Annotated in this window: 20 protein-coding genes and 3 tRNA genes; 2 read left to right on the plus strand and 21 right to left on the minus strand. The window is 40.8% G+C overall.

Annotated elements, in window-relative coordinates; genetic code table 11:
• Window positions 1–62 precede the first annotated feature (62 nt).
• The 12 genes from BLV86_RS06425 to BLV86_RS06480 form a co-directional block, all read right to left on the minus strand.
• The gene (locus BLV86_RS06425; RefSeq protein WP_031553802.1) at window positions 63–1,154 is read right to left on the minus strand and encodes a PucR family transcriptional regulator; all 1,092 of its coding nucleotides are present in this window, start codon (window positions 1,152–1,154) and stop codon (window positions 63–65) included.
• Between the two features lie 259 nt (window positions 1,155–1,413).
• Window positions 1,414–2,526, minus strand: a complete 1,113-nt coding sequence (locus BLV86_RS06430; RefSeq protein WP_090815737.1) for an ABC transporter ATP-binding protein — start codon at window positions 2,524–2,526, stop codon at window positions 1,414–1,416.
• Window positions 2,527–2,698: 172 nt separating this feature from the next.
• Complete coding sequence (locus BLV86_RS06435) at window positions 2,699–3,349, minus strand: S1-like domain-containing RNA-binding protein (protein ID WP_090815739.1); 651 nt, start codon at window positions 3,347–3,349, stop codon at window positions 2,699–2,701.
• Between the two features lie 172 nt (window positions 3,350–3,521).
• A complete protein-coding gene (locus tag BLV86_RS06440; RefSeq protein WP_090815741.1) occupies window positions 3,522–4,247 on the minus strand; it encodes an acyl-[acyl-carrier-protein] thioesterase in 726 nt (241 codons plus the stop codon).
• Between the two features lie 225 nt (window positions 4,248–4,472).
• On the minus strand, window positions 4,473–4,952 hold the full coding sequence (gene mscL / locus BLV86_RS06445; protein WP_031553793.1) for a large conductance mechanosensitive channel protein MscL: 480 nt from the start codon (window positions 4,950–4,952) through the stop codon (window positions 4,473–4,475).
• Window positions 4,953–5,131: 179 nt separating this feature from the next.
• The gene (locus BLV86_RS06450) at window positions 5,132–5,962 is read right to left on the minus strand and encodes a hypothetical protein (protein WP_031553791.1); all 831 of its coding nucleotides are present in this window, start codon (window positions 5,960–5,962) and stop codon (window positions 5,132–5,134) included.
• A gap of 272 nt (window positions 5,963–6,234) precedes the next feature.
• Window positions 6,235–7,770 carry a hypothetical protein gene (locus BLV86_RS06455; protein ID WP_090815743.1) on the minus strand — a complete coding sequence of 512 codons (1,536 nt, stop codon included), beginning with the start codon at window positions 7,768–7,770 and terminating at the stop codon, window positions 6,235–6,237.
• Between the two features lie 73 nt (window positions 7,771–7,843).
• The gene (locus BLV86_RS06460; RefSeq protein WP_175456458.1) at window positions 7,844–8,716 is read right to left on the minus strand and encodes an ABC transporter ATP-binding protein; all 873 of its coding nucleotides are present in this window, start codon (window positions 8,714–8,716) and stop codon (window positions 7,844–7,846) included.
• Window positions 8,709–9,068 (minus strand): GntR family transcriptional regulator, encoded by a 360-nt coding sequence (locus tag BLV86_RS06465; protein ID WP_031553786.1) that lies wholly within the window; start codon window positions 9,066–9,068, stop codon window positions 8,709–8,711. Before BLV86_RS06465 ends, BLV86_RS06460 begins: the two co-directional genes overlap by 8 nt.
• Before the next feature lie 206 nt (window positions 9,069–9,274).
• Window positions 9,275–9,346, minus strand: a tRNA-Gln gene (locus BLV86_RS06470).
• Between the two features lie 34 nt (window positions 9,347–9,380).
• Window positions 9,381–9,452, minus strand: a tRNA-Gln gene (locus tag BLV86_RS06475).
• Between the two features lie 319 nt (window positions 9,453–9,771).
• On the minus strand, window positions 9,772–10,902 hold the full coding sequence (locus BLV86_RS06480; RefSeq protein WP_090815747.1) for an FAD:protein FMN transferase: 1,131 nt from the start codon (window positions 10,900–10,902) through the stop codon (window positions 9,772–9,774).
• Window positions 10,903–11,164: 262 nt separating this feature from the next.
• Here BLV86_RS06480 and BLV86_RS06485 point away from each other — a divergent pair.
• A tRNA-Ser gene (locus tag BLV86_RS06485) sits at window positions 11,165–11,250 on the plus strand.
• A gap of 42 nt (window positions 11,251–11,292) precedes the next feature.
• On the opposite strand, the gene dapA is transcribed toward BLV86_RS06485, so the two are convergent.
• From dapA to BLV86_RS06505, 4 genes are all read right to left on the minus strand, one after another.
• On the minus strand, window positions 11,293–12,204 hold the full coding sequence (gene dapA / locus BLV86_RS06490) for a 4-hydroxy-tetrahydrodipicolinate synthase (RefSeq protein WP_090815749.1): 912 nt from the start codon (window positions 12,202–12,204) through the stop codon (window positions 11,293–11,295).
• Between the two features lie 176 nt (window positions 12,205–12,380).
• The gene (locus BLV86_RS06495; protein WP_090815751.1) at window positions 12,381–13,661 is read right to left on the minus strand and encodes a four-carbon acid sugar kinase family protein; all 1,281 of its coding nucleotides are present in this window, start codon (window positions 13,659–13,661) and stop codon (window positions 12,381–12,383) included.
• A 29-nt stretch (window positions 13,662–13,690) separates the two neighbouring features.
• Entirely contained in the window at window positions 13,691–15,718 is a 2,028-nt protein-coding gene (locus tag BLV86_RS06500) for a TRAP transporter permease (protein ID WP_242840118.1), read from the minus strand.
• 173 nt (window positions 15,719–15,891) lie between these two features.
• Complete coding sequence (locus BLV86_RS06505; RefSeq protein WP_090815752.1) at window positions 15,892–17,055, minus strand: TAXI family TRAP transporter solute-binding subunit; 1,164 nt, start codon at window positions 17,053–17,055, stop codon at window positions 15,892–15,894.
• A 276-nt stretch (window positions 17,056–17,331) separates the two neighbouring features.
• On the opposite strand from BLV86_RS06505, the gene BLV86_RS06510 reads away from it, so the two are divergent.
• Window positions 17,332–19,113, plus strand: a complete 1,782-nt coding sequence (locus tag BLV86_RS06510; RefSeq protein WP_175456459.1) for a sigma-54-dependent Fis family transcriptional regulator — start codon at window positions 17,332–17,334, stop codon at window positions 19,111–19,113.
• 104 nt (window positions 19,114–19,217) lie between these two features.
• Here the strand turns inward: BLV86_RS06510 and BLV86_RS06515 are convergent, their stop codons facing one another.
• From BLV86_RS06515 to BLV86_RS17765, 5 genes are all read right to left on the minus strand, one after another.
• Entirely contained in the window at window positions 19,218–19,682 is a 465-nt protein-coding gene (locus BLV86_RS06515; RefSeq protein WP_090815757.1) for a NanQ anomerase/TabA/YiaL family protein, read from the minus strand.
• A gap of 4 nt (window positions 19,683–19,686) precedes the next feature.
• Entirely contained in the window at window positions 19,687–20,787 is a 1,101-nt protein-coding gene (locus BLV86_RS06520) for a PdxA family dehydrogenase (RefSeq protein ID WP_090815759.1), read from the minus strand.
• 556 nt (window positions 20,788–21,343) lie between these two features.
• Entirely contained in the window at window positions 21,344–23,137 is a 1,794-nt protein-coding gene (locus BLV86_RS06525; RefSeq protein ID WP_090815760.1) for a sigma-54-dependent transcriptional regulator, read from the minus strand.
• A 212-nt stretch (window positions 23,138–23,349) separates the two neighbouring features.
• Entirely contained in the window at window positions 23,350–24,516 is a 1,167-nt protein-coding gene (locus BLV86_RS06530) for a sialidase family protein (RefSeq protein ID WP_090815762.1), read from the minus strand.
• A gap of 214 nt (window positions 24,517–24,730) precedes the next feature.
• Complete coding sequence (locus BLV86_RS17765; protein WP_175456460.1) at window positions 24,731–24,874, minus strand: hypothetical protein; 144 nt, start codon at window positions 24,872–24,874, stop codon at window positions 24,731–24,733.
• Window positions 24,875–24,893 lie beyond the last annotated feature (19 nt).

The raw sequence follows: 24,893 nt of genomic DNA on the forward strand, positions 1-24,893 counted from the left end.
GGCTAATGTGTAAACACTAATAACCGGCTTTTATCTTTTGATTTTCTTACTATTTTTTTTAATCAGTAGTTTATAGACTCCATATACTTCATGTATTTAACTACCATAAGTGCGATCTTAAATGTTATGGCATCGTCAAATACTCTCAGGTCAAGACCGGTGGAGCGCTGAAGCTTGTCCAGTCTGTAAACAAGAGTGTTTCTATGGATGTAAAGCTGTCTTGAAGTCTCTGAAACATTAAGATTGTTCTCAAAGAACTTATTGATGGTTGTGAGGGTTTCCTCGTCAAACTCATCAGGAGAAATGCTTGTAAAGATTTCCTTGATGAACATCTTGCAAAGAGGAAGCGGAAGCTGATAGATCAGACGTCCGATACCCAGACGGTTGTAGGCAATGATGTTTCTGTCTTCGTAGAAAATCTTGCCAACCTCAAGAGCCATCTTAGCTTCCTTGTATGACTTTGATACATCCTTGATCTCGTTAACAACGGTACCAAAGCTTACACGGGCCTGGATCATAGCCTCTGTCTCCAGCATGTCGAGGATGGTTTCTCCTACATGATAGATTTCTTCGGCAGATTCATTGGGCTTGACTTCCTTAACGACGATAACATTCTTTTCATCTACGGCAGTTACAAAGTCCTTGGTCTTTGTAGCGAAAAGAGTTTTTAATGCATCAAGAGCTCCGGAATCGTTGGTGCCCTTGTCTGTTTCAATGATGTAAACCACGCGCTTTACGCCGATATCGATGTGGAGTTTCTTTGCGCGGTTATAAATGTCAACCAGAAGAAGGTTATCGAGAAGAAGGTTCTTAACAAAGTTGTCCTTGTCGAACTTCTCTTTATATGCAACCAGAAGTGTCTGGATCTGGAAAGCTGCAAGCTTACCTACCATATAAACATCATCGGTGTCGCCTTTTGCTATAAGAACATACTCAAGCTGATGTTCGTCAAAAATCTTGAAGAACTGGTATCCTCCCACTGCCTGGCTGTCTGCCTGAGACTCTGCGAAGGAAGAAACCATAGCTTCTGTATACTGATCATCTGAGAAAGTTGAAGCAAGAATTTTGCCATCAATATCAGCGATAGCAATATCAACTCTTGTAATGCCTTTAAGTGAGTCAATCGTGCTCTGTAAGACCTGATTTGATATCATAGTAACTCCTATCTGAATGTAAAAATGTAGTATCATCTTCTACTACACATAATTACAATTATTTTACTAAAATCAACTTTCAAGTGCAAGATTTCCCGGAATATTTATTTTTTTCTCGACTCGGCTCAACGCATTCAAATGGATGCCCACCGCTCGGCCCTTCATGTGCTCCGGCTGAACTGTTACCAGCTAAAAAAATACCCCCGGAACGATTTATGTTCCGGGGGAATGAAATCTTTTATGAAGGGATTGATCCAAATTAGTTTGTGATGGTCTTCTCTGTATCCTTGTCGAATACGTGGATCTTTGACTCGTCGATAGCGAATGTAACGTTAGATCCTGTACGAGCTGCTGTCTTAGGGTTAACTCTTGCTACCCATGAAGCATCTCCTAAATCGAAGTAAAGGAGTGTCTCAGCACCGAGCATCTCATAAACCTTGATCTCAGCCTGTAATGTCTGTCTCTGGTGAGCTTTTACGAAATCTTCCTCGTCATGGATGTGCTCAGGTCTGATTCCGAGAGTAACAGTCTTTCCGATGTATCCGCCTTCCTTAAGCTTTGCAGCCTTAGCAGGGCTAAGAGCGATTGTGTGACCTGCAAATGTAAGAGTTACCTCTCCATTTGACTCGCCGCACTCTGCATCGATCATGTTCATCTGAGGAGAACCGATGAATCCGGCAACGAACTTGTTGCAAGGTGTGTCATAAAGATTCTCAGGAGAATCAACCTGCTGAATGATACCATCCTTAAGAACAACGATTCTTGTTCCGAGAGTCATAGCCTCTGTCTGATCGTGTGTTACATAGATGATAGTTGTCTCAAGTGACTTGTGAAGCTTAGCAATCTCTACACGCATCTGTGCACGAAGCTTTGCGTCAAGGTTTGAAAGAGGCTCGTCCATAAGGAATACCTTAGGTCTACGAACGATTGCACGTCCCATAGCAACACGCTGTCTCTGTCCGCCTGAAAGAGCCTTTGGCTTTCTGTCAAGAAGGTGCTCAAGGTCAAGGATTCTTGCTGCCTCATGTACCTTCTGATCGATCTCATCCTTAGGAACCTTACGAAGCTTAAGACCAAATGCCATGTTGTCATATACTGACATATGAGGATACAGAGCGTAGTTCTGGAATACCATTGCGATATCTCTGTCCTTAGGCTCTACATCATTCATTCTCTTACCATCGATGAGGAGATCACCGCTTGAGATATCCTCAAGACCTGCGATCATACGAAGTGTGGTTGACTTTCCACATCCTGAAGGACCTACGAAAATGATAAATTCCTGATCCTTTACATCAAGGTTGAACTTCTTAACGGCTTCAAAACCGTTTGAATATTTCTTGGTTACATCTTTAAGAACTACACTTGCCATAGTTTCATGTCTCCTTACTGAGTTAAATACGTTGGTTAACAAAGAGATTCAATCACTCGCTCTTTGTGACAATGTGTATGATACTCCAACGCATATTTAATCTCTACGGCACAGCTACCCAAAAAAAGCTGTGAATATTTAGACAAAGTGTCAGACAGGAAAACCGGTTTTGTTAATAAAGACAAAAAATCGAAGTTTTTGTTATCTTAATCTTGCCTTCTTTCAGCAATTTGCCTACAGAACGCTTGAAAGCAGCCTTTGACATGCCGAAATCCCGCTGAATTTCGTCAGGTTGTACAGTTTTGTCGGTGTATGGAACATGTCCTCCGAACTTTTCTGTCAATATCTTCAAAACCTCATCGGCATTTTGCTCATAAAAATAGCTCTTAATTTCGTCATTTTTAATAACGGTGGCGTCAGTATGCTTCTTTGTGTACATAGTTGCTGCAAGGCGCTGTGAGTGATCCACATAAAGGTATACTTCCACAGAGTCTCCTTTTTTCACCTCATATCTCATTTCGTGATATGGAAGCAGTACATCTCTTTCAAGTCCAATGTCTACAAATGCACCTATCTTGGTGACATCCTTAACCATAACCTTTGCTATCTCTCCCACTGCCACAAGCGGCTTCTGGGTGGTTGCTATAAGACGGTCTCTGGAATCCTTGTAAACAAATACAGATAATTCATCTCCAATTGTTCTCCCGTTGGGAACCTGCTTTTTCGGAAGAAGGACTGAGGCACCTTCATTGTCCTCAAGATAAACTCCGAAATCCTTTTCTCTTGCAATCTTAAGTGTTTGCATCTTTCCTAATTCGATCATAATAAAACCTTTCTATAAAGCATTATTGGCCGGTAAATATCGGCGCTGTTTAATTGATTGAAAATTTTCAAAACGTGTTGTAAATAAAAATGTCTTAACCGATAGCCGGTTAGATTAACATCTGCATGTCAGAGACATAAATAGTTGGGAAACTTACGGTAAGAAGGTTGATTTACAGAAATTCTATATTACAGAATACATCCCCTGTCTCTGAACGGAGACTTACTACTATTCCTCCGTCCGGGCTCTTTCCGTACATTGGGATCATGATGTCTCCGAGAACAGCTGCCTTTCGGTATTCTGCCCTTATACGGCCGGAAGTAAAGCTTTCCTTTCCTTCAGTTACGGCTGAAAGCACATCGTCAGCGATCTGAAGATACTGGGCATTGTTTACATGATGGTTGGTATCGATATGATGGGGCTCTATCTTGATGGCAGGCGTCTCTATCATTTCCTCCGGTTCCTGAACCTTGCGGTCTCCCGCCGGAAGCTTAAGGACATCTTCAAGTGCACCAAAAGAACTGAGCATTTCGTCATCTATTTTGACCGGACGAAGTCTCTCTGTGTCGTAGCAGAACCAAATGCTGTTGGCCTTTAAAATATATTTACCGGTAGCATCCTTTATCCAGAAATTTCTGTGGCCAAGTACCCCTCTGAAAGCATGAGGGCTTGTACCTACAGTGATGGTCTCATACAATTTGGGCATTCTTTCTACGTAAATGTCCCAGTAGCTAAGAAGCCATGCTTTATGGAGTTCATTCAACCTGTCCAGTGTCAGTCCAATGTCAGCACTATGAAAAGTACTGCAGTCCTGAAGATAATTGACCAACGCAGTTATGGTAATATGCTGCGATCCCCCAACTTCCGAATATCTTACTCTCTCTTTTATTTCGTACATAAATGTCCTCTGAATCCAAAAAAGCAGGTTCTACGTTCCCGTAAAACCTGCCTGAAATGTATGGTTTATAGGTGTTACGTCATTAGATGTGGCTGTTATCTCGTCCAACAGCGATGCAAGTATATTAAACGCTATTTGAAATAAAATCAAGCAGAAAAATAGTCAGGAGCCGGTGGGCATATCCAAATGGATGCCCACCGACTCCTGACGGACGGTTATAATTTATTACGCATTGAGCTCAGCCGGATCGATCTTGAAGCCCTCAAGCTTTGATGTACAGTGCGGACATCTGGTTGCCTCAATGCTGATCTCTGACTTGCAGTATGGACACTCCTTGGTCTTTGCTGGCTCTTCAGCAGAAGCTTCCTCTTCCTTGCGGAGCTTGTTGATGCCCTTTACAAAAAGAAATACTACAAAAGCCATGATAAGGAATGAAATAGCCTCTGTGATGAATTTACCGTAAGCAAAAACCGCACCTTCCTCTACTGCCTGAGAAAATACCTTTGTAGTCTGACCTGCAAGCGGTACGAACATATTGCTGAAATCCAGTTTTCCGGTAAATACGGAAAGCAGCGGCATAACCAGATAATCAACTATGCCCTTGACCAAAGAAGTAAATGCAGAACCGATGATCATACCTACAGCCAGGTCGATCATATTACCTTTGATCGCAAATTCCTTAAACTCTTTCATGAAACCCTTCATATTTTTTTACCCCCTCTGTTCAAAGATTAAATAATCCTAAAGAGTTATAAATTTTTAATACCACTATTTTACTCTTTCAGAATAGAAATAGCCATAAAAAAATGGACAAAAAAGAGAACGAATAAAGGCAATACTCGTTCTCTTTGTATTATTTGGTTATTTGTGTTTTGAGTGATCTGTTATTGAACTAAAGCTCCGTCGCTTCCAACATAATGAGTTCCAAGCTCATCGGAAACGTATGTATTCACATCCATGAATCCGTTGGCTCCAAGGTGATAACATTTACCATCGGACTCAAAAACCCATCTGTTGGTTACAGGGATACCGTTCTCAAGATATACCCATCCATAAGGCTGCCATAACTGCCATTTGTCTGCTGTGGCTGCCTGCTGATCAGGTGTCTGAGTTGAATTCTGTGAAGAGTTCTGGGTATCATTTTTCATTGCATCTGCTGGTGTAGCACCTGAAGCAGTGTTTGAACCGGATGAGCCTGATGTATTACCGTTAGGTGTAATTGCTGAAGAACCGGAACTGTTTGATGAAGCAAGTGACTTAAGAAAATCGCTGTCAACTTCAAGTGTATCAGATTCTGCATATGACTTTTCAGAGTCACCTTTATTTTTCTTTCCTGCAGTAATCTTAAAGGTGTATGATCCCGTACGGTTTATATTTTTGATGTAGCTTGTAAGCTCCAATTTGCCGGTGGTTGTGGATGCAGTTATGCTTCCGTTCTTTTTAGCTTCGCTTGTGCGGTTTTTGTCATCAACATATATGGTTATCGTACCTGAGGATTTGTCCTCAGCTTCTGTCCAGGTTGCGTAAACGTGCGTTTTTCCTTTGGAATCTTCCGAAGTATCCCAGGATGCATCGGATACAGAGTAGTCTTTTTCGTCTTCTTCATCGTCATCTTTCTTTGCAAACGCTGTGATTTCACCGAGATATGCGCTTACAGGTGATGAGGTTGCGAGAATTGCTGCCATCATTATAGCTGATAATCTTTTTAATTTCATTGTTTCCTCCATACTGGGTTCTACCCTCTGAAATCGCGAGACTGTAAACTATGTCCCTCTCAAGGATCCGCGTCTGTTGAACTGATTGAATCCCTTTTTTGAACCCATGATAATGATAATACAAGAAACGGATTTTTGAAAACCTTTATCAAAGATTTAATTAAAAAGTAGATAAATGTATAAAAAAGTTCAGCATAATGTAATCCACCGGGGACGGTTCTCTCCGAAGAGCACCGTCCCCGATGGATTTCCAGGTGGATAGATCAGTCAGTCTATTCGGTTTTTAGCAGCTCTTTATGGTTAGCTCTGTAATCAAGGAATTCTTTCAGTGTCATAGCTTCAAAATCACCATAATTCAGGCTTCCGGTTTCCTTGTTTATGATGGGATAAACGTTCACATCACAATATCTGCTGATCTCTTCAAGCTCCGGCTCTGAAAACGGATAATCTCCCGTGTAGCTGTAATCATTATATTCACGGTAGTCATCCTCCGCTTTTTTATTGCAAACTTCAAAGTCTATTGAGCTGTATCCGCTTTTTCTGCGGTTATAAAATCTTGAGGTGGATTTTTTGCGGTATTCTTCCATTTTATCAACTATAGCTTTGTATTCCGCCTTGTTTTCTGTAGGTATCATGAGGGTGAAGGAGACATTGGCATAATTTTCATTATAGTAGTCAGAATTATCCACGCCCAGGTCTTCAAGCTTTACGTCTGCCCTGTACCGGTAGCAAAGATATTTTTCGGAATAAAGATTGTAAGGCAGATTACTGAGACCAAAGCCTTCGGTGAACCATCCCGCTTCTGCAAACGCCATGGTTCCGATACAAAAGGCAAGAAACATGGCAATAGGCTTAAGGGAAATCTTAATTGACCTTTTATAAATAAAAGATGCCACAATGTAGATAAAGAACAAAAGCAGGTATATGAATCCCAGTCCTTCGATGCTGTCTGATACTACCGTCCATGAAAGGTCCATAAGGATCAGAAGGAGGTAAACATTGATGATAAATGGGTATGAAAGGATATCATCGGACAACTGTTCGGCACGTTCTGCTTTTCTGTTTATAAAGTGATGCCTTAGAAGTATCACGGATAAAACTGCAAATACAGACATTGGCAGCAAATAAAGTGTCATGAAGCCGGTGTCACTGTATTCAGGTTCAAGAAGTGCCCCGATGTTTATAAAAAACATGGATATGGGGGATAACAGTGTGCCTATCTGGTTCACAAGGCTGTCTGAAGGGATGTTCCGGCCGGCAATCATGGAGTACATAAATGACATTACAGAGACGGATACTATTACGGGCAGAACTGTATATGCGCCTATCATAACCACGCCGTCAAATACTGAATTTGTAAGTGCATAGACAGCTGAGTGGAATAAGGTGAGGACAGCAATGGAAAAGGCGGAAAAAAGCTGCAGGGACACAAAGGTTCTCAGGAGTATGACGCTGCGGGCACGAAGGAGCCATACAAGGGTGGTTCCTGCAAAAAAGCAGCCGTAGGATAAAAGCCAGGTCAGAAACAGATTCGTAATGAGCTGCTCTTTTCGTGAAACCGGCAGTGAAAAATACATGTCGACACTGCTCTTTCTATGGATGTATGCAAACAGATATACAGGCATCGCCATGGTGAGCAGTATGGAGAGATCACAGCCGATGTTGGCGCTGGTTATAAAGACGTCTTTAGGGTATTCGGGATCGAAGCTTGTAAAAGGGATAAGCTGAAATCCTATGTATATCAGAATAAAAAACAGGAGTGATACCTTTCTGCTTTTTATCAGCCATTTGAAATAATTCTTATTCATAATAATCTCCGTCCGGGGTATGGTTCCCGGTAAAAAGTTTTGTATCTTTAAAACAGCTTAGGCATTCGTTGAATCAATGCTTTTTATCAAGCTCATAGATGAATAGTTCTTCAAAGTTTATCGGAAGGATATTGAGAAGCATGGGGTTCATTTCCCGAAGTTTTGCTTCGACAGTTTCCATGTCTCCCCTGATCACAAGCTTGTATACCTGGCCTTCCTTTTCGAACTGGAGCACATCCAGATCCCTGAAGTCTTCCTTTGTGTGTTCATCTGTGAAAGCCAGCTGGTACTTGTTGATATTTTCCTTTGATTCCGCAAGGTCGCCGCCTCTCATTATGCTTCCGTTTTCAAGCATTGCGAAGCTGTCGCAGATGTCCTCCAGCTCCTTAAGGCTGTGTGAGGATATGACAACGGAAACCTCTTCATCCTCCAAAAGTCCGGTGAGAGCTTGTTTAAAATGAAGTCTGGCAAGAGGCTCCAGTCCGTCGTAGGCTTCGTCCAAAAGAAGAAGTTTGGGATGGATGGATAATGCAAAAAGCAGGGACACTCTCCGCTTCATTCCCTTTGAAAAAGTTGAGATGGAAGCTTTTGGGCTTAGCTCAAACATGTCGAGGTATTTAGTGAAGGCATCGGGATCAAAGTTGTACATGGACTCATAAAAAAGCTTCAGGCTTTCGATGGTGGAGCCTATGGGGAAATAAGCTTCATCACTGACAAAGGCGATTTTCTTTTTGGTTTCCATGTCGTGGTAAGTGCTTTTTTCATCCAGCATTATGCTGCCCATTTCGGGTTCGTAGACTCCTGCTATGGAACGGAGCAATGTTGATTTTCCTGCCCCGTTTATGCCTACTAATCCCACGATGGATTTATCATTGACTGTAAGATTCAGATCTTTCAGTACCTCTTTCTTTCCGAAGTTTTTGGACAAATGTTCAATCTTAAGCATTGTGATCCTCCTCATAAAGTTTATCGATGGCTTTTAGGATCTCTTCTTTTGTTATGCCGCTGTTTTTAAGGGGTTTGAGCAGAGCTTCTATTTGGATGAGTCTGGAGTTTTCCGGATTGACCTCTGCGACATAAACACCTTTTTTAGGCAGGTTGTAAACGTATCCCTTTTGCTCCAACAGAGCATAGGCTTTGGCAACAGTATTGGGATTAATGCCGTTTTCCGTAGCCAGCTGCCGTACAGAGGGAAGTTTGTCGCCGGGATTCATTACACCGGCTTCTATAAAGCTTAGTATCTGAGCCTGTATTTGTTCAAATATGGGCTCCTTGCTTTGAAGGTTCAATAAAAACATAGTTCACCTCTAAAACTGTATCACTTGTACCATCTGTATTAACTGTACTACTATTTTGGAATAAGTCAAGACCTTGAAAGCCGGAGCCGGCGGATAATTGCATATGACACGCAAAATAACGATAAAAAGCAATCTGCGTGTCTGAATAGACATACTAACGCCATGGAATCAAAAAAACCGATCCACATCATGTGAACCGGTTCTAGCAGCGCTACCAGGATTCGAACCTGGGAATGACGGAATCAGAATCCGTTGCCTTACCACTTGGCGACAGCGCTATATGAAATTGTTTTACTTGTAAGGCTACAAGAGCAGCGCTACCAGGATTCGAACCTGGGAATGACGGAATCAGAATCCGTTGCCTTACCACTTGGCGACAGCGCTAAAATAATTCGTCGCTTCAAGCGACTTGTATATACTACATGAAGGTGCAATTCTTGTCAACAGGATTTTAAAAAAGAAACCGGATTCTCATTGGAAATAAAAAAGAAAAAATGATTTTTGAAATGTTTGGCTTGATTTCGATATGTCTGACGGAACAAAGTTCATCGGAGGCGGTTCTCAACCCGAAAAAGTAATCCACCGGAGGCGGTTCTCACCGTCGAGAACCGTCCCCGGTGGATTTGGAGAACCATCCTTTCGGTGAAATACTGCCTCAAACTGGGATAGTTTGAGGCAACTAATTCAGGTATTGTGATATTTTTCAGTTTTTAGTAAATTCTTCAAATCCGTCTGTAAAGGTCTTTGTTCCGTCGGCGGAGATCCACATTACTTCTATCCTGCCCACTCTGTCGCTCTTTCCAAGCACGCTGGTGCCATCGGAAACAGACTTTATAAGCTTCTTTCCGTCTTCGATGCTCATACTGAAAAGTGCAGTGGACAGCGCATCAGCCAATGCCGAATCATGAGTAAGGATTGTAACACTTCGGTGGTAGGCTGCGGGATATAGGGTCTCGGGATCAATGATATGATGATAACGCTTGCCGTCTACAACATAGTAGCGTTCGTAATCCCCGGAAGTAACCAGAGACATGCCATCCAGATAAGTCATGGCTGAATACTGGTCTCCTGTCTGGGAGTCACGGTAGGTGGGGTTTTCAACGGGACATACCCATTTATCTTTATTGTCCTTTAGTCCTATTGCCCGGAGATTTCCTCCGAGATTAAGCATGAAACTGTCTGATCCTGCTGACTCAAGGAGCCTTGCGGCGTCTTCTGTGGCGTAGCCCTTTGCTATGCCGCCAACGTCGAGACTCATTTCGGGATCCTGAAGGTAGATGGTTCCTTCTGCTTCATCGATGATGATGTCATTAATGTCAGTATGTTTGACCGCTTCTTTCAATGCCTCCTCGTTCGGCAGCTCGCCCTTTTCGGGATCAGCCATACCAATCTCACGCTTTTCGTGCCAGAGCCTCAAAACTGCGCCATAGGCTATGTTTACTTTGCCGTTGGTGAGGGAGTAAATATCCTTGCCCCATTTCACAAGCTCTATGAGTTTTTCGTCAACCTTTACCGGCTGTATGCCTGCGTTGTCATTGACGGTCTTAAGGTTATTTATGCCATCGTAGTCATTGTAAATATCAAAAAGCTGATGCTCCTTCAGAAGAAGCTCGTGAGAAGCATTATAACGCTCCTTGAAGGTTTCCTCGTTTGCTTCATAACCGATCTCCATGGATATGGTATCAAACACATCAAGAAACTGAGCGGTAAAGCGCTCCTTCTTTTCAGGTGCAGCAACAGGAACGGAAGCGCAGCCTGTTGAGAATGTAATTACAGCTGCCGAAAACACAGCAACTGCGTTTCTGAAATTGTTGTTAAATAATGATAATTTCAAATCTTGCCTCTTTTTTTTGATTGATTATTTGGAGGTAACGCTTCACTCGTGACATGCGTAGGACCAGAGCTGACAGACAGGTTCTGGACCATGGTATGCATCAAATGAACAATTACATTCGGTGATTATATCACAGGATATTGAAATTTCTCAAAAAAGCGTGTGAAAACCTGAATATTTCATACCCTGACTCTCAGGTCATGGGTAATTGACATTTGACTTTGCTGTTTTGGTGTATTATATTTTTTAGGTATGATTTTTTGGAGATGTACCCAAGAGGCCGAAGGGGGCGCACTCGAAATGCGCTAGGTCGGAAACGGCGCCAGGGTTCAAATCCCTGCATCTCCGCTAAAAAACCGTCGGGAAATGTGTCCCGGCGGTTTTTTATGGTCAGCTCATTCCATTTGCTTTATTTTCGGCAAGATTTTTCTTAATTGCCTCAATTTTCTCATCCGGAATCATATTAAACGGTGCACGGCAAAGACCTACATCATACCCCATAAGTCTTACTGCAGTCTTCACAACAGTATTTGGATTGGCTCCTGCAAAATTCTCTCTGAATGGTGCAATGGCGTCCTGATACTTTTTAGCCTCATCCCAGTTTCCTGCCACATACTCATTATAGATCATTGCCATATTATGAGGATAAGCATTGGCACAACCTGAGATTCCACCTGTTCCACCTGCCTTAAGTGTCCAGAGAATCAGCTGGTCATTACCCGAGAGAACAGCAAATTTACCATCCTTTCTTGATTTTCCTGCATCAATATATCCAAGGATATTTTTGAAATCTCCACCGGAATCCTTGGCACCGACAATATTATCAACCTGTGCAAGCTTTCCTACTGTTTTAGGATCAATCCTGTTACCTGTACGGGCAGGAATATTATAAAGAACTATAGGCATCTCAGGAACAGCTGCTGCAACTGTCTCATAATGTCTCTGTATCTCATCCTGTGAGGCCGCAGCAAAGGATGGAGTGATGATAGAAAGAACATCTGCGCCGCAAGCCTCAGCCATCTTGGACTGTTCGATAGTTTCCTTTGTGGAAATGCATCCTGTTCCGGCATAAACAGGAACTCTACCATTTACATGCTTAACAACTGTTGAAAGGACAAGTTCCTTTTCCTTTCCGTTCAGGATATATCCCTCACCATTTGTTCCGAAACAGAATATCGCATGTATTCCTGCTTCTATCATTCTATCGCACTGTTCTTTAAGAACATCAACATTGATGGATTCATCCTCTCTCATAGGAGTGATGATTGGTACAATGATGCCTTTGATATCTACCTGTTTCATTATAATTCTCCTTTTATTAATATATGTATATCTTGTGCTCTGATAGCTACAGTTTAACATTACAAACGGACGATTTCTCTGTTTGAGTCTCGTCCGTTTGTTTCATATAGTTACATTATTTATTTTTATATATTTTAACGATTTATTTTGTTTCATTAAGAAACACTTTGGACTATTTATATTTTCATCAGTACTTCATCAGATATTGCTTCCGGACTTTTTTCATCGCCTTGCTTTAATATCTGACAGAGCTCCAAAATCAGATTTTCTTTACCAAATCCTCCTGATTTTGAAATACAATATATATCTTTGCCGAGATAACTAAATTTAAATGCTACAACTCCTGCAATGAGCTCTGTAATAGGTCTTAAGGAGTATACTGACAACGCCTCCATAGCCCCAAGCAACGTGTCTCCTCCTGTAAGCATAAACATGGCATCAGATTCAACATCTATTACTTCCTTGACTATTCTTCCCAGGTTCCCAGATACTATGCTGCGATCATCCGGATTTATTTTTTCTCCTGAAGCATTATGTGTATATTTACTATTCACGTCCAGTATTATATTTCCCTCTTCCTGCATGACAGAAACCCAGTATTTAATTTTTTCTTCCGCATCAGCAGTGGTTGACCATTTTTCATCAAGCATCATGGTGCTGTTTAATCTTATACGCATAACTCCGGCTTCTTCTGCAACATCAAGTTGCCTTACTGTTACCGGATTAACACTTCCACATACCACAAACAGTTTTTCAGGAAACACAGGTAAACTCCCCTTACTTCCCCCTATATGGAGCATCTCTGCAAGAGCATCTGCAAAACCTGCACACCCTGCACATGTAACAAGTTCGTGATCTGCATTAAGTTTATATGCTATATCCAACAGATCCTTATCTGTTTCCGCATCATATATGTATATGCCATTATGCTTATCTTCTCCCACAACATCGTCTTTTGAAATCAACATAACATTAACATCTGAACTGTTTTTTATCAGCTCAGGTATATTGGAAGTCAGAACCGGATCAAAGGGATCTTCTCCAAACACACTTCTTGCAACAGGCACTCCATCGACATATTGTATTCCGTTATTTGTTGTTCTTCCCATATCAGGATATGCCGGAACAAAGTGTACTCTTCCACCGCTTCTGTCACACAAAGCCGTAAGCTCCGCTCCGATATTTCCTCTTAGAACCGAATCCGTTTTTTTATATATAAACGGTATATTTTGCTTTAATGCTCTATCAACTATCTGATATACAACCTTGTAGGCCTCATCTGCACTAACATGTCTTGTCTCGGAGTCTATTACAACAACATTCACATCAGGAGACAGCTTTTCATATTCTACATCCTTTTCGGTATGTACCTCTACCACTGCCCCTCGTTTGGCAAATTGAATGCTTGTATCAAGTGCGCCTGTAAAGTCATCCGCAATAATCAAAAGTTTTACCATAGCGCATCCACCTTACTGTATTTTATGCCTTAAGCATTCATAATTATTTTCTGTTCCTGATTATTGAATACTCCCTCTTTTTTACCTCTGATGACTCTGTATGAAATAAATACCGTTCCTGCTATAAGTCCGATTATATCTGAGGCTCCTGATGGAAGAATAAACAAAAATGCTATCACTGCAAATACGGTTCTCTCCCATAATTTCAGATCTCCGAACATATAGCTGGATACACATCCGGCCAGACAGAATGTAGCAAACGCAAGCATAGATGCAGATTGAATGATTTCAATCAGTGTACCGTCAAGAAGTAATGCAGGTCTGTATACAAACATAAATGGAACTATAAATCCGGTTATAGCAAAGGCAAATGCTTTCCATCCGGTTTTCCATGCCGATCCTCCCGCAATACCGGCTGCTGTAAATGATGCAAGACATACCGGAGGTGTTATCTGAGCCACAACGCCAAAATAGAATATAAACATATTAGATGTAAGTGCAGATATACCCAGTCCCTGAATAGCAGATATAAAAAGTGTATTTGCAATCAGATATGCTGCTACGGTAGGAAGAGCCATTCCCAAAATGATGCAGCCAAGAGCTGCCACTATAAGAGCAATAAACAAAGAGTTATTACCGGTTTTATCAATTATCTTTGCAATCTTAACTGCAATACCCGAACGAACAACAATACCTATCATGATACCGCAGGATGCAGTAGGAATTGCGATATTGGCAGCCTGACGTATACCATCGAGTACTGTATAAAGAAACTTCTTTGGAGACATTCTTGTTTCCGGGGAAATAAAGCTTATCACAATGGCAAGTACCGAACAGATTATACCGGCTCTTGGAAGTGACATACCTCTTACTATCATGAATACAAGTATAATTATAGGAAGAAGCCTGTATACTCTTGGTAAAATCGGCTTACCTGTATAATGAACATTAGGATTCTTTCCAATGTGTCTCTTTCTGGCAATAAGGTGTACTACCATGAGTGCTGCAACAAAATAAGCAATAGCAGGTATAATTGCTGCCGCTGCAATCTTAACATACTGTATTCCTATGATCTCAGCCATTACGAAAGCTCCTGCACCCATAATAGGCGGCATTATCTGTCCACCTGTCGATGCAACAGACTCTACTGCTCCTGCTTCTTCAGGTGAATATCCGGTCTTCTTCATCAGAGGAATAGTGAAAACGCCGGTGCCTGTAACATTGGCAACTGCAGAACCCGAAATCATACCCATGAGTCCTGATGATATAACTGCTGCCTTTGCAGGTCCACCTACTGTTTTATCCGATAAGGACAGACCTGCATCCGTAAGCACCGAACCGCCTCCACAATTGGCAAAAAAGCAGCCAAACATAAGGAAATAGAACAATGTATTTAAGGATGTGCCGAGAGGAGAACCAAATATTCCATTTTCTCCAAGCGATAACGTTTCAACAAATCTTGAATAACTGATGCCTGCATAATGAAATATTCCCGGTACAAACTGTCCGAACCACGCATAAGCCATAAAGAAAGCAATTACCCAGAAAAGTGATAGAGAAACTACTCTTCTTACAGCCTCCATACATTCAATGATGAGTATAGTACCTGCAAGTACATCATCAAAATTCATCTTATCCACAGAATACAGTCTGTAGTTAAGTGTTTCTGCATGTGAAGCATAATAGTAAAATACATAAACAGCACCCGCAAGAAGCAGCGAATCATATATCCACCACAGTTTATTGTGACTCTTGGATTTTTCCTGCATAGGATTCATCAACCATACTATCACAAGTGCAAGACACATATGTAATGGCAGCTGAAGCCATGGATCCAACGGTTTAACCAGCTTGATGTATAACTGAAATAAAACCCAAAAAACCGAAAGCCCGATGATTATAACTTTGCGCCACATAGGTGCAGCATTCATTATCTTGGCTATCTTTGTTTCATCACCATCTTCCTTTGCGAGCTTTCTGCCAATCTCATCTGCCTTTGACAGCTTTGGATGAGACATCGTTTCCTGAGCGTTTTCGCTTTTGATTTCTTCGCTCATGATTTTTCCCTCCGATTTAATATACCTGACATTTGATAACTACATAACCATTAAAAAACTCCGGAACCAGACTCCTCCCGAAAAAAGGATTCCGGCTCCAGAGTTCTCTCTAATTACAATTCTTTTCAAGAACTTAGATGGATAAATAGTGGTTCTTAAGCCAACATAAGTGTTTACTTGATGTATCCCATCTCCTTGTAATACTTTTCAGCACCCGGGTGAAGAGGACATCCACCAATCTTCTGAGATTCCCAAGCTGTTGCCGGATCCCATCCTGAAAGTGATGCATACTCATTTACAAGCGCATCTCTGTTTTCTGACAGACACTTAGTAATGGCATATACAACGTCCTCTGAAAGATTTTCATTTGCAAACAAGCAATCCGGAGAACCCGGAAGAACAAGTTCTGAATCCTGACCCTTAAATGAGTTAGCAGGAATTGTGATCTTGTCATAGCCTTTTTCATTTACAAACCAGTTTACAAGGTCATCACCCCATTGAAGGAATGTTACATCACATGTAGTTGCAATCTGTGCCATAGTTGATGATGCTGATGATGTGTGGTCAATATAGAAATCAATCTGTCCATCAGCAAGAGCCTCTGCATTTTGGTCACCGCCCTGATTGGTGATGCTACCACCCCAGCTCTTTAAATCATCTTCCGTAACACCAAAGTACTCAAGAAGAAGATATGCACCCTCTGCGTCCATTGATCCCTTTGCTGAACATCCGATTCTAAGTGGGAGTTTCTTTTCAAAAACTTCCTCTATTGTGGAGACACCGTTTTCCTCAAGGAACTTATTGGAGATACAGTTGATATATGCAACCTGTGTAAGTCCACCTATAACTGCTGCATAGCCGCCGGTCGGCTCACGATCAAGTGTTCCTGTATCCATAGCCCACTTTGCAGGAGCACCATTTACAAAAGAAAGATCTACACCATTCTCTTTAAAAATATACGGTGCACCCATGCCTCCCGGATATGATGGATCTACATTTACAGCTTGAAATCCGCCTTTTTCTTCCAAAACCTTAGACATGGCAACAATCATGTTATATGATCCGGATCCAACCTTATCGGACCAGAAATTCAATGTTGTTCCACTCATATCTGCTATGCCATCTGTTCCTGCAGCGTCAGCCGAACTATCCGCAGCCTCTGTTGATGTTGCTTCCGCTGCTGCAGAGGCTGCTGCAGTTGTAGCTTCAGCTGTTTTGCCTGCAGTTGTAGCTTCAGCTGTTTTGCCTGCATCTGAGCTTCCGCATGCTGCCAAACCTGTAACCATAGACAGTGCCAAAACACCAGCCATCAGTTTAGAAATCATTTTTTTTCTCATTACAATACCTCCCATTTTAATGGTGTTAAAAATTTAAACGCCCCATACTAATCATACTTACGATGCGTTCAATTACTGTATGATTCATATCTCATGTAATCATACTACTCGTAAAAAAGCTCTCTTTCAATTGATTTTTATGCAAAATGCTGTTTAAATATTAAACATAAACATATTTTTTATATTTTGCGATATTAATTGGGTGTTATTTGAATATTGTGTTGTATTTATTTCACAATTTATCCATATTATTCAAAGTCCATGTTAGGAGGCACTATGAACGATAAAATCCGGATTTTGGGTATAGCTCCATACAACGGAATGAAAACTCAGATGATCAAGGCAGCCGAAGATTATAAAGACCGAATAGATTTAGTTGTCTTAGACGGAGACCTGCAGGAAGGTGTTTCTGCAGCAAGAAATAACTTTCACGGTGATTTTGATGTGATCATATCCCGTGGCGGAACCGCAAGTATGATTCGTGATCAAGTTTCTGTTCCGGTAGTTGAGATAGACCTCACAGATTATGACATACTTAGGGCAATGAGACTTGCAGAAAATATCTCTACAGACATAGCAGTAGTTGGATTTCCCAACATAACAGAAGCCATACAGGGCATTTCCACACTTCTCAGTAAAAAATTGCGGATTTTTACCATTGAGAGCGCCGATAAATTGGACAATACCATGCAGCACATTCACGACCAGGGCTACAAAATAGTTCTTTGTGATGCATCGTCTGCAACCATAGCCAAAAGACACAGCTTGAACTGTGTACTCCTTACCTCCGGACAGAGCGGCATACGCAAAGCCTATACCAACGCTATACATCTGGTAGAATCCATGCAGAAGTTACGTTCCGAAAATGCTTTTCTCCGTCAGGTGATTGACAGACAGGCCAATGATACGGTCATCTTCGACAATAAGGAAAATATTATATTTTCAAACATGAAATTCGAAAAAAGGGATGAACTACAGAATCTATTAAAAAAAGAGATATCATCCGTACCTTCAAATAAGTCCTGCCGTATAATAAAACATCACAACAAAAACCTATATCATATCAAAGCCTTAAAGCTTAATTCAGATACCGGTACCTACACAGTATTTTATGTAGAGCGAAGTCGTGCACCGTTTTTGAGCGGACGTTCGGGTATAAAATACTTTACGCAGGCTGAAGCACATGAGGCCTTTTACAACAGCTTCTTTGTCAGCATCAGTGATATCCTTGGTAATGATGAGGATTTTGCAAGGGCGGCAAGATTTAAACGTCCGGTAATGCTTTTTGGTGAGGATGGTACAGGAAAAGAATCGGCAGCAAACATGATTTACAATAAAAGTTCAAATGGGAATAAACCTTTTATTGTTATCAATTGCGAGTTACTTAACGATAAATCCATGGAATTTTTACAGAGTAATCAGCATTCACCTTTTGCGGATTCTGACAATACTATATATATTTCCGGGATAAGCAGCATGAATCATAATCCGCTGCAGCTTTTATCTGTAATTATGGATATGGAGGTTTGTCTTAGAAATCATGTGATATTGTCTTTTCCTACAAATGGTTCATCAATTCCTAAATTTGCAGAAACCTTTACCAACAAGTTGGGCTGTACGGTACTTAACCTCTCATCTCTTCGATCCATAAGCTGTCAATTACCGAAGCTCATCAATTTATTCCTAAGTCAGTTCATGCAATTCAGTGAAACCGATATCCTGGGAATGGAGGATGAAGGTATAAAGCTCATGATGGATTTTAACTGGCCACATAATTACGCTCAATTCCGTCGTATCATGGAAGAACTTGTTAGTATCACCGATCAGTCACTTATAAGAACCGAGGACGTATCAAAAGTTCTGGAAAGAGAAAAACTTACACCTGTTACCAGCTCCGGCATAAATGGCTCAGAGGTATTTGATATGAACAGGACCCTGGATGAAATGAATGCGGAAATCGTACGCAGAGTTCTTAAACAATGTGACGGCAACCAGACTCTTGCTGCAAAACGTTTGGGCGTATCACGCACCACAGTATGGAGATATGCTAAAATATAATAACTATAAAACCTCTCAAGTCATCAGGTTAATGATGCTTTGAGAGGTTTCAATCTGTTCTATACTTAAGTCCTGATCCTAAAACATGCCATTAGAATAAACTATCATACCTTATTACAATCGACCGGAAGCTTAAGTATTATCTTTGTAAAGCTTTGCTGCTTCGTTGTGTGTGATATGGCTTTATGTCCATCGTGAGGGAATGCTGCCCAGAACATCCCCTTGTTTATCAATATCTTATTCTCGAAGGTTCCACTATATCTTGCTGCATCTTTTTCTTCGTCATAAGGTATGACTTCTGTCAGATCTTTAATTTCTTTCCAGGCTATTTCCTCGGAACCATCTATGAGAATCTGTACGTCTATATATTTTTTATGTGCCTCAAAGGTTCCCTCTGTAAATGCTTTGGTTACTCCCTTTTGTACCTTAAAGAATCCACCCTCAAAATTATAGGTTCCTTCTTCAAGTTCGCCTTTTGACTGCAAAACCTTGATTGCATCAAGACCACATTTCAAATTTGGAAGCATTGCCTCATAAAAGCCTATGTGTTCAAAACTATCGACAATCATGTTATTATGCCTTATTTGCCTTTCTGTAGGAAGCCATCTGTAATGCTGCATCTACAGCATTTACAAGTGAAAGTTCATTGGCTCCGCCATTACCTGCATGTCCGAAGCCTGTGCCATGATCAACTGATACACGAACTATAGGAAGGCCGAGAGTCATATTGATTCCGGCAACAGCCTCCCAATGATGCTCATCCTTGTTATAAACAAATCCCTTAACCTTAAGTGGAATATGTCCCTGATCATGGTACATAACAACTACGATATCATACCATCCTCCAAGTGCCTTGGAGAATACAGTATCAGGTGGTGTAGGCTTCTTTTCAGGGATGTTTATCCCCTCTTTCAGTGCCTCATCGATAGCCGGCTGAATCTCCTCAATCTCTTCTCTTCCGAACATACCGTCCTCACCACAATGCGGATTGAGACCTGCAACACCGATTTTAGGCTCAGCAATACCGAGCGCCTTGCAGGCTTCGTTAGCCATGTGGATGCAGTCAAGAACTCTATCCTTCTTGACACGATCACATGCCTCACGTAAAGATACATGAGTTGAAACATGAACTACTCTGAGATCCTCATGTCCAAGCATCATTGCGTACTTCTTTGTATTTGTATAATCAGCGTAAATCTCTGTATGACCTGAATAATGATGTCCGGCCATATTGATGGCTTCCTTAGACAGTGCGTTGGTCACTGTTGCATCAACCTTATCTGCCATAGCAAGTTTGATAACATATACAACGTACTGGAATGCTGCCTCTCCGCCCAGTTCACAGGCTCCGACATGGAATGGTTGAGGACCGTCAGGATCATCAAGCGTATCCGGAATCTTGTCATCAGGAACCAGGTTAAGATCAATAAGGTCAATAGTTCCATATTCGTATTTACCTTCTTCTGGTTCTTTAACTATATTTAACTTAAGATCAATACCATTAACTTTTTGGGCAACCTTTAGTGCATACTCCATAGATGTCTTATCACCAACGATGAGAGGTTTACAACGATCATAAAGAGTTTTATCATTCAAAGCCTTTACGGAAATTTCAGGACCATTTCCAAATGGATCTCCCATAGAAATACCAACTATCGGTCTAATGTCTGCCATAGCATCCTCCTAAATCTTCAACTCTGTCATACACATATCTTTAAATTCTGATCATACGTGCTAACAATTAATAATTTCACTGTTGTTATAATAACAAAGTAGTTTTGGCAATTAAATATTTTAAACGTTGCAAAGTGTCCATTTATGGAACATTTTGCTCTGTGCCTTTGATTTCATGAAGCAATTTGAAACACATTCCGCAGCATATACTGCCATGTATTTTCTCCGCAAAAAAACTCCGGTAAGATATTTATTCTCACCGGAGCACATATATTGTTTAACTATATTACTTCATCGGGAAGATGTACATCAAACATTATCAATACAATCATCAATACCAGCACAGCCAGTGCCAAAATCATTTGTGTTGTCATAATTAAATCCCCTTTCAAACACGCATATATTTATTTTTTGCCAGCGCCACAAAACTTTATGGTGTTATTATCTACTCATGAACATGTAACTACATTACAAAAAAGCTCCCTATATGAGAACTTTTCCCAAAAGGAGCTTTTGACTGTTATAGTTTATAATATTCAATGATTCAAAAATTAATTTACTTTTCTCTGCCTATATATCTCCATAATGTAGTTCTGCTTATACCAAGCTGCCTTGCTGTTTTACTCTGATTTCCTTTATTATCCTCCAGAACATGTTTTATGATACTTTTATTAATCTGCTCAAGTGTCATATTGGGCAAAGGCTGATTTGTATCATTATTAAACACGGATGCATATACGTTTGATGCCTGTTCTTCTTCCAAAAGATCCATTATTGTTTCTGCTCTGATATACGGAGTATCTGTTTGGGCTGCAGCTTCCATAAGTACATGTTGAAACTGCTTATAATTCTGAGGCCACTGATAATTTTCTATTATTTCAGTTGCTCCGGGCTCAAGCCCGACAATCTGCTTTCCCATGTCTGCATTAAGCCTACTGAGATATAAGCTTGCAAGAAGCGGAAGTTCTTCTCTACGTTGTCTGAGAGGAGGCAAACCTATCCGTACACAATACAGTTTACGGCTATAGTCACTTACCCTCTCCTTTGCTTCATTTTCTATATTATCGGAGGCAGAAAAAATGAGTCTGTTTCTCCTTTGGAGGTTCGTATCAAGGATGGCAGACAAGAGCCTCCTGTGCTTATCCTCCGGTATCCTTCCTATATTCATAAAGTAAATCGTATTTTCATTGTCATTAAACGGAGAGTTATAGTGATTGAGCAGATACTCCCAGCCTCTGTCATCCATGATACTGCAATCAATTGTGATGAGCGGATGATCTGACATCGTGCTCTTCATATATATGTAATATGCTATAAGATCTTTACCGGTTCCTGTCTCTGCCTGTATCATAACCGAGTACCTTGCAGAACTGATTTCATCTATCCTGTTTCCAAGAAGCCCCATAGCTCCGGCTATACTGTAAAAGCTGTTATAATACTTCTCTTCAGCCTCTTCTCTGTTCATGAACCTAATACCATATTTACCTGTGGTAAGAGGTATCTTGGAGGCGGTGAAATAAAATGTGATATATTTTTTTTCATTATATACAGCCGTTTGGGTAGTCACTGAATAAAGCACCTTATCCATACTTCTAAAGAACTTACGGTCTCCTGACTCTATAACCGTTTTTATCTCCTTACGAAGCATCTCTATTACTTCAGCATTTTTTTCTTCTTCATCGGTCCATGTTGACAAAAAAACTGTTCCATCCTCGGCCATTACTATCGTAGAGGAACCGTTATGACTCATTATTCCTCTTAAGATATGATTTTCTTCCCTTATCGACGCATAACTTCTGCAGATATTGATAGCCTGACTTATAGCTGACAAGATACTTTCGTTTCCCGATGTTATGAGTATAGAGTTCATATCCATGCGTCTTGCAATATTCTGTGTGACCATATCACAAATGACCATACTTATACCTTGCTGCTTTAACTGTTCCAAGGTGGAAACAACTTCCTCCTCATCATGTATAGTTACAATCTTAGTACGATTTTTCATTAGATCACATAAAATATGAGCTGTCTCTGTTATATTTTTAAACCCTACAATTGCATATTCTGCTTCATAGTTGTCAGCAAGCCTCATGGCTCTCAGAACATCATACACAGACAGTGAAATTTCAACTACCGGAGTATTTGTTACCTCTGATATAAGTCTTGAGGTTCCTCCTCGTGATATTATGACATCATACTGATCATGCGAATGCTCCTTTACCACATTGACACCATCCTCAAGGTTTCCGGTATAAGCATCCAATTGAATATTATCAATAGTATCTGCCAGAGTTTCCATAGATTTTCTCATAGCCTCATATGGTGCAACTCCAAGAATCCTATACTTCATATATACTTACCTCCATAAAGGTATTATCCATCAGAATATGTGCATTTTGTAACACCAAAAAAGTGTATCATTTTTAGTGCAAATTTGAAACACTTTATTCTTTTCCGGGATTTTATGTGTTTTAGATAATATAAAATAAAATATCCCAAAGGCACAACAACCTCCGGGATATTCATAAGGATAAAATATAATGGATAAGGATCACAATCTCATCAATGAGCGCCTACAGCCCCTGATGTCGGATTATATATGCTGGCTTCCCGCTTACCTATAACATCGGCTTCACTAAGTGTAAGCCACTTAACTCCTCGACGAGTCTGATAGGCATATGCAACATGAAGCATACCACCCTGAGCCTGCATTATATACGGATATTCATACTGCATATTTCCTCCACGATTCTCCTCACCAACATAGCCTTCTCCTCTCTCAACATTTCGGATAAGTGGCCATGTTTCACCATTATCCTCAGACAGTGCGATGGTTATAGGACATCTGAGTCCCGGCCATGCGCCCATGTTGGTATACGATTTCGGTGCACTTGAATGATTGTAGCAAATACATAATCTTCCACTTTTCAGTTTAATCGCAGAAATGGATGAATTGTTATTAGGAAGAACCGTAGCCACCGGCTCTGACCAGGTATCACCATAGTCAAAAGAATCACTCTTATATATAAAATCAGCTTCTCTCGATCTCATAAATGCAATTAAATGCCCCGGCTTATCTGAAAGCTCTACGATATTAGGATGCACACGTCCATTGGATTTTGGCATATCAACTCTTCTCCAGGTCATCCCTTCATCATCTGAAATCCTGAAGGCACTCGGATCTCCTGCAAGACCATCTTTTGAGTCTGTGCATATCCAGTTACCATATATCCATCTGCCGTTTGATAATATCTGTATAGGTTGTCTTGAAAAAGTACCCGGTTCATCAAATAAAACTTCCGGCTCTCCCCAGGTACGGCCATCATCCGTTGATACCTGCTTTTTTACAACAGCCGTAAACTGCATATTGTCTTTTCCCGGCTGACGCCCCAACTGTGATGTATAAAGGCACCAGATTTCTCCATTTGGATTCAGCCAAAGAGATGGATTCTGGTCAGAGAAATCATTCTCATTGGAAACATTTACCGGCTCTTCCCACTTATCTGCTCCCTTTGGAAGTCGTGAAACCACCACATTAATGTCTGCTCCACCCTCATATGTACCTGCAAACCAGCAGCACAATAAAGTACCCTCTTTAGTTTCAAGCAGAGACGGAGCATGCGCCGTTGGCCATGGTCCTGTAGGAAGCATTGCCTCTGTTAATTTCATTTCAGAATCATAATACAATTGTCCGTCCGGTGTTAAAATATCCAGTGTTTTAATACTCATAAATTACCTCCTCTAATCCTCTATGCTTTGTATTCCAGAGATCCATCCTTATTTCTTCGATAATGCTTAATTATGTTCCATCCAATCTCAGGTTCACGAGTATCAACAGCATGAGGCATTCTCCTTACTGTCACAAAATGATATAGTTCATCATCCCCGGATACATGCAATTCGTCTGTTTTTACATGACCGGTAAAACCCATATCATCAAAATTTACTCGTTTTTGATAAGTACCGTATACATCATTACGCCATTTTCAGGATTTAGATTTCCGGAGGTTGCCCCTTTTACTGTTTCCAAAATCAACTCTCCTCCATATGGAGAAAAGTTTTCCGGGCGATTCATACTATCACGCATCAGAACAACTCCTTCTTAA

It is taken from the genome of Oribacterium sp. KHPX15 (assembly GCF_900107835.1).
GTDB lineage: Bacteria > Bacillota > Clostridia > Lachnospirales > Lachnospiraceae > Oribacterium.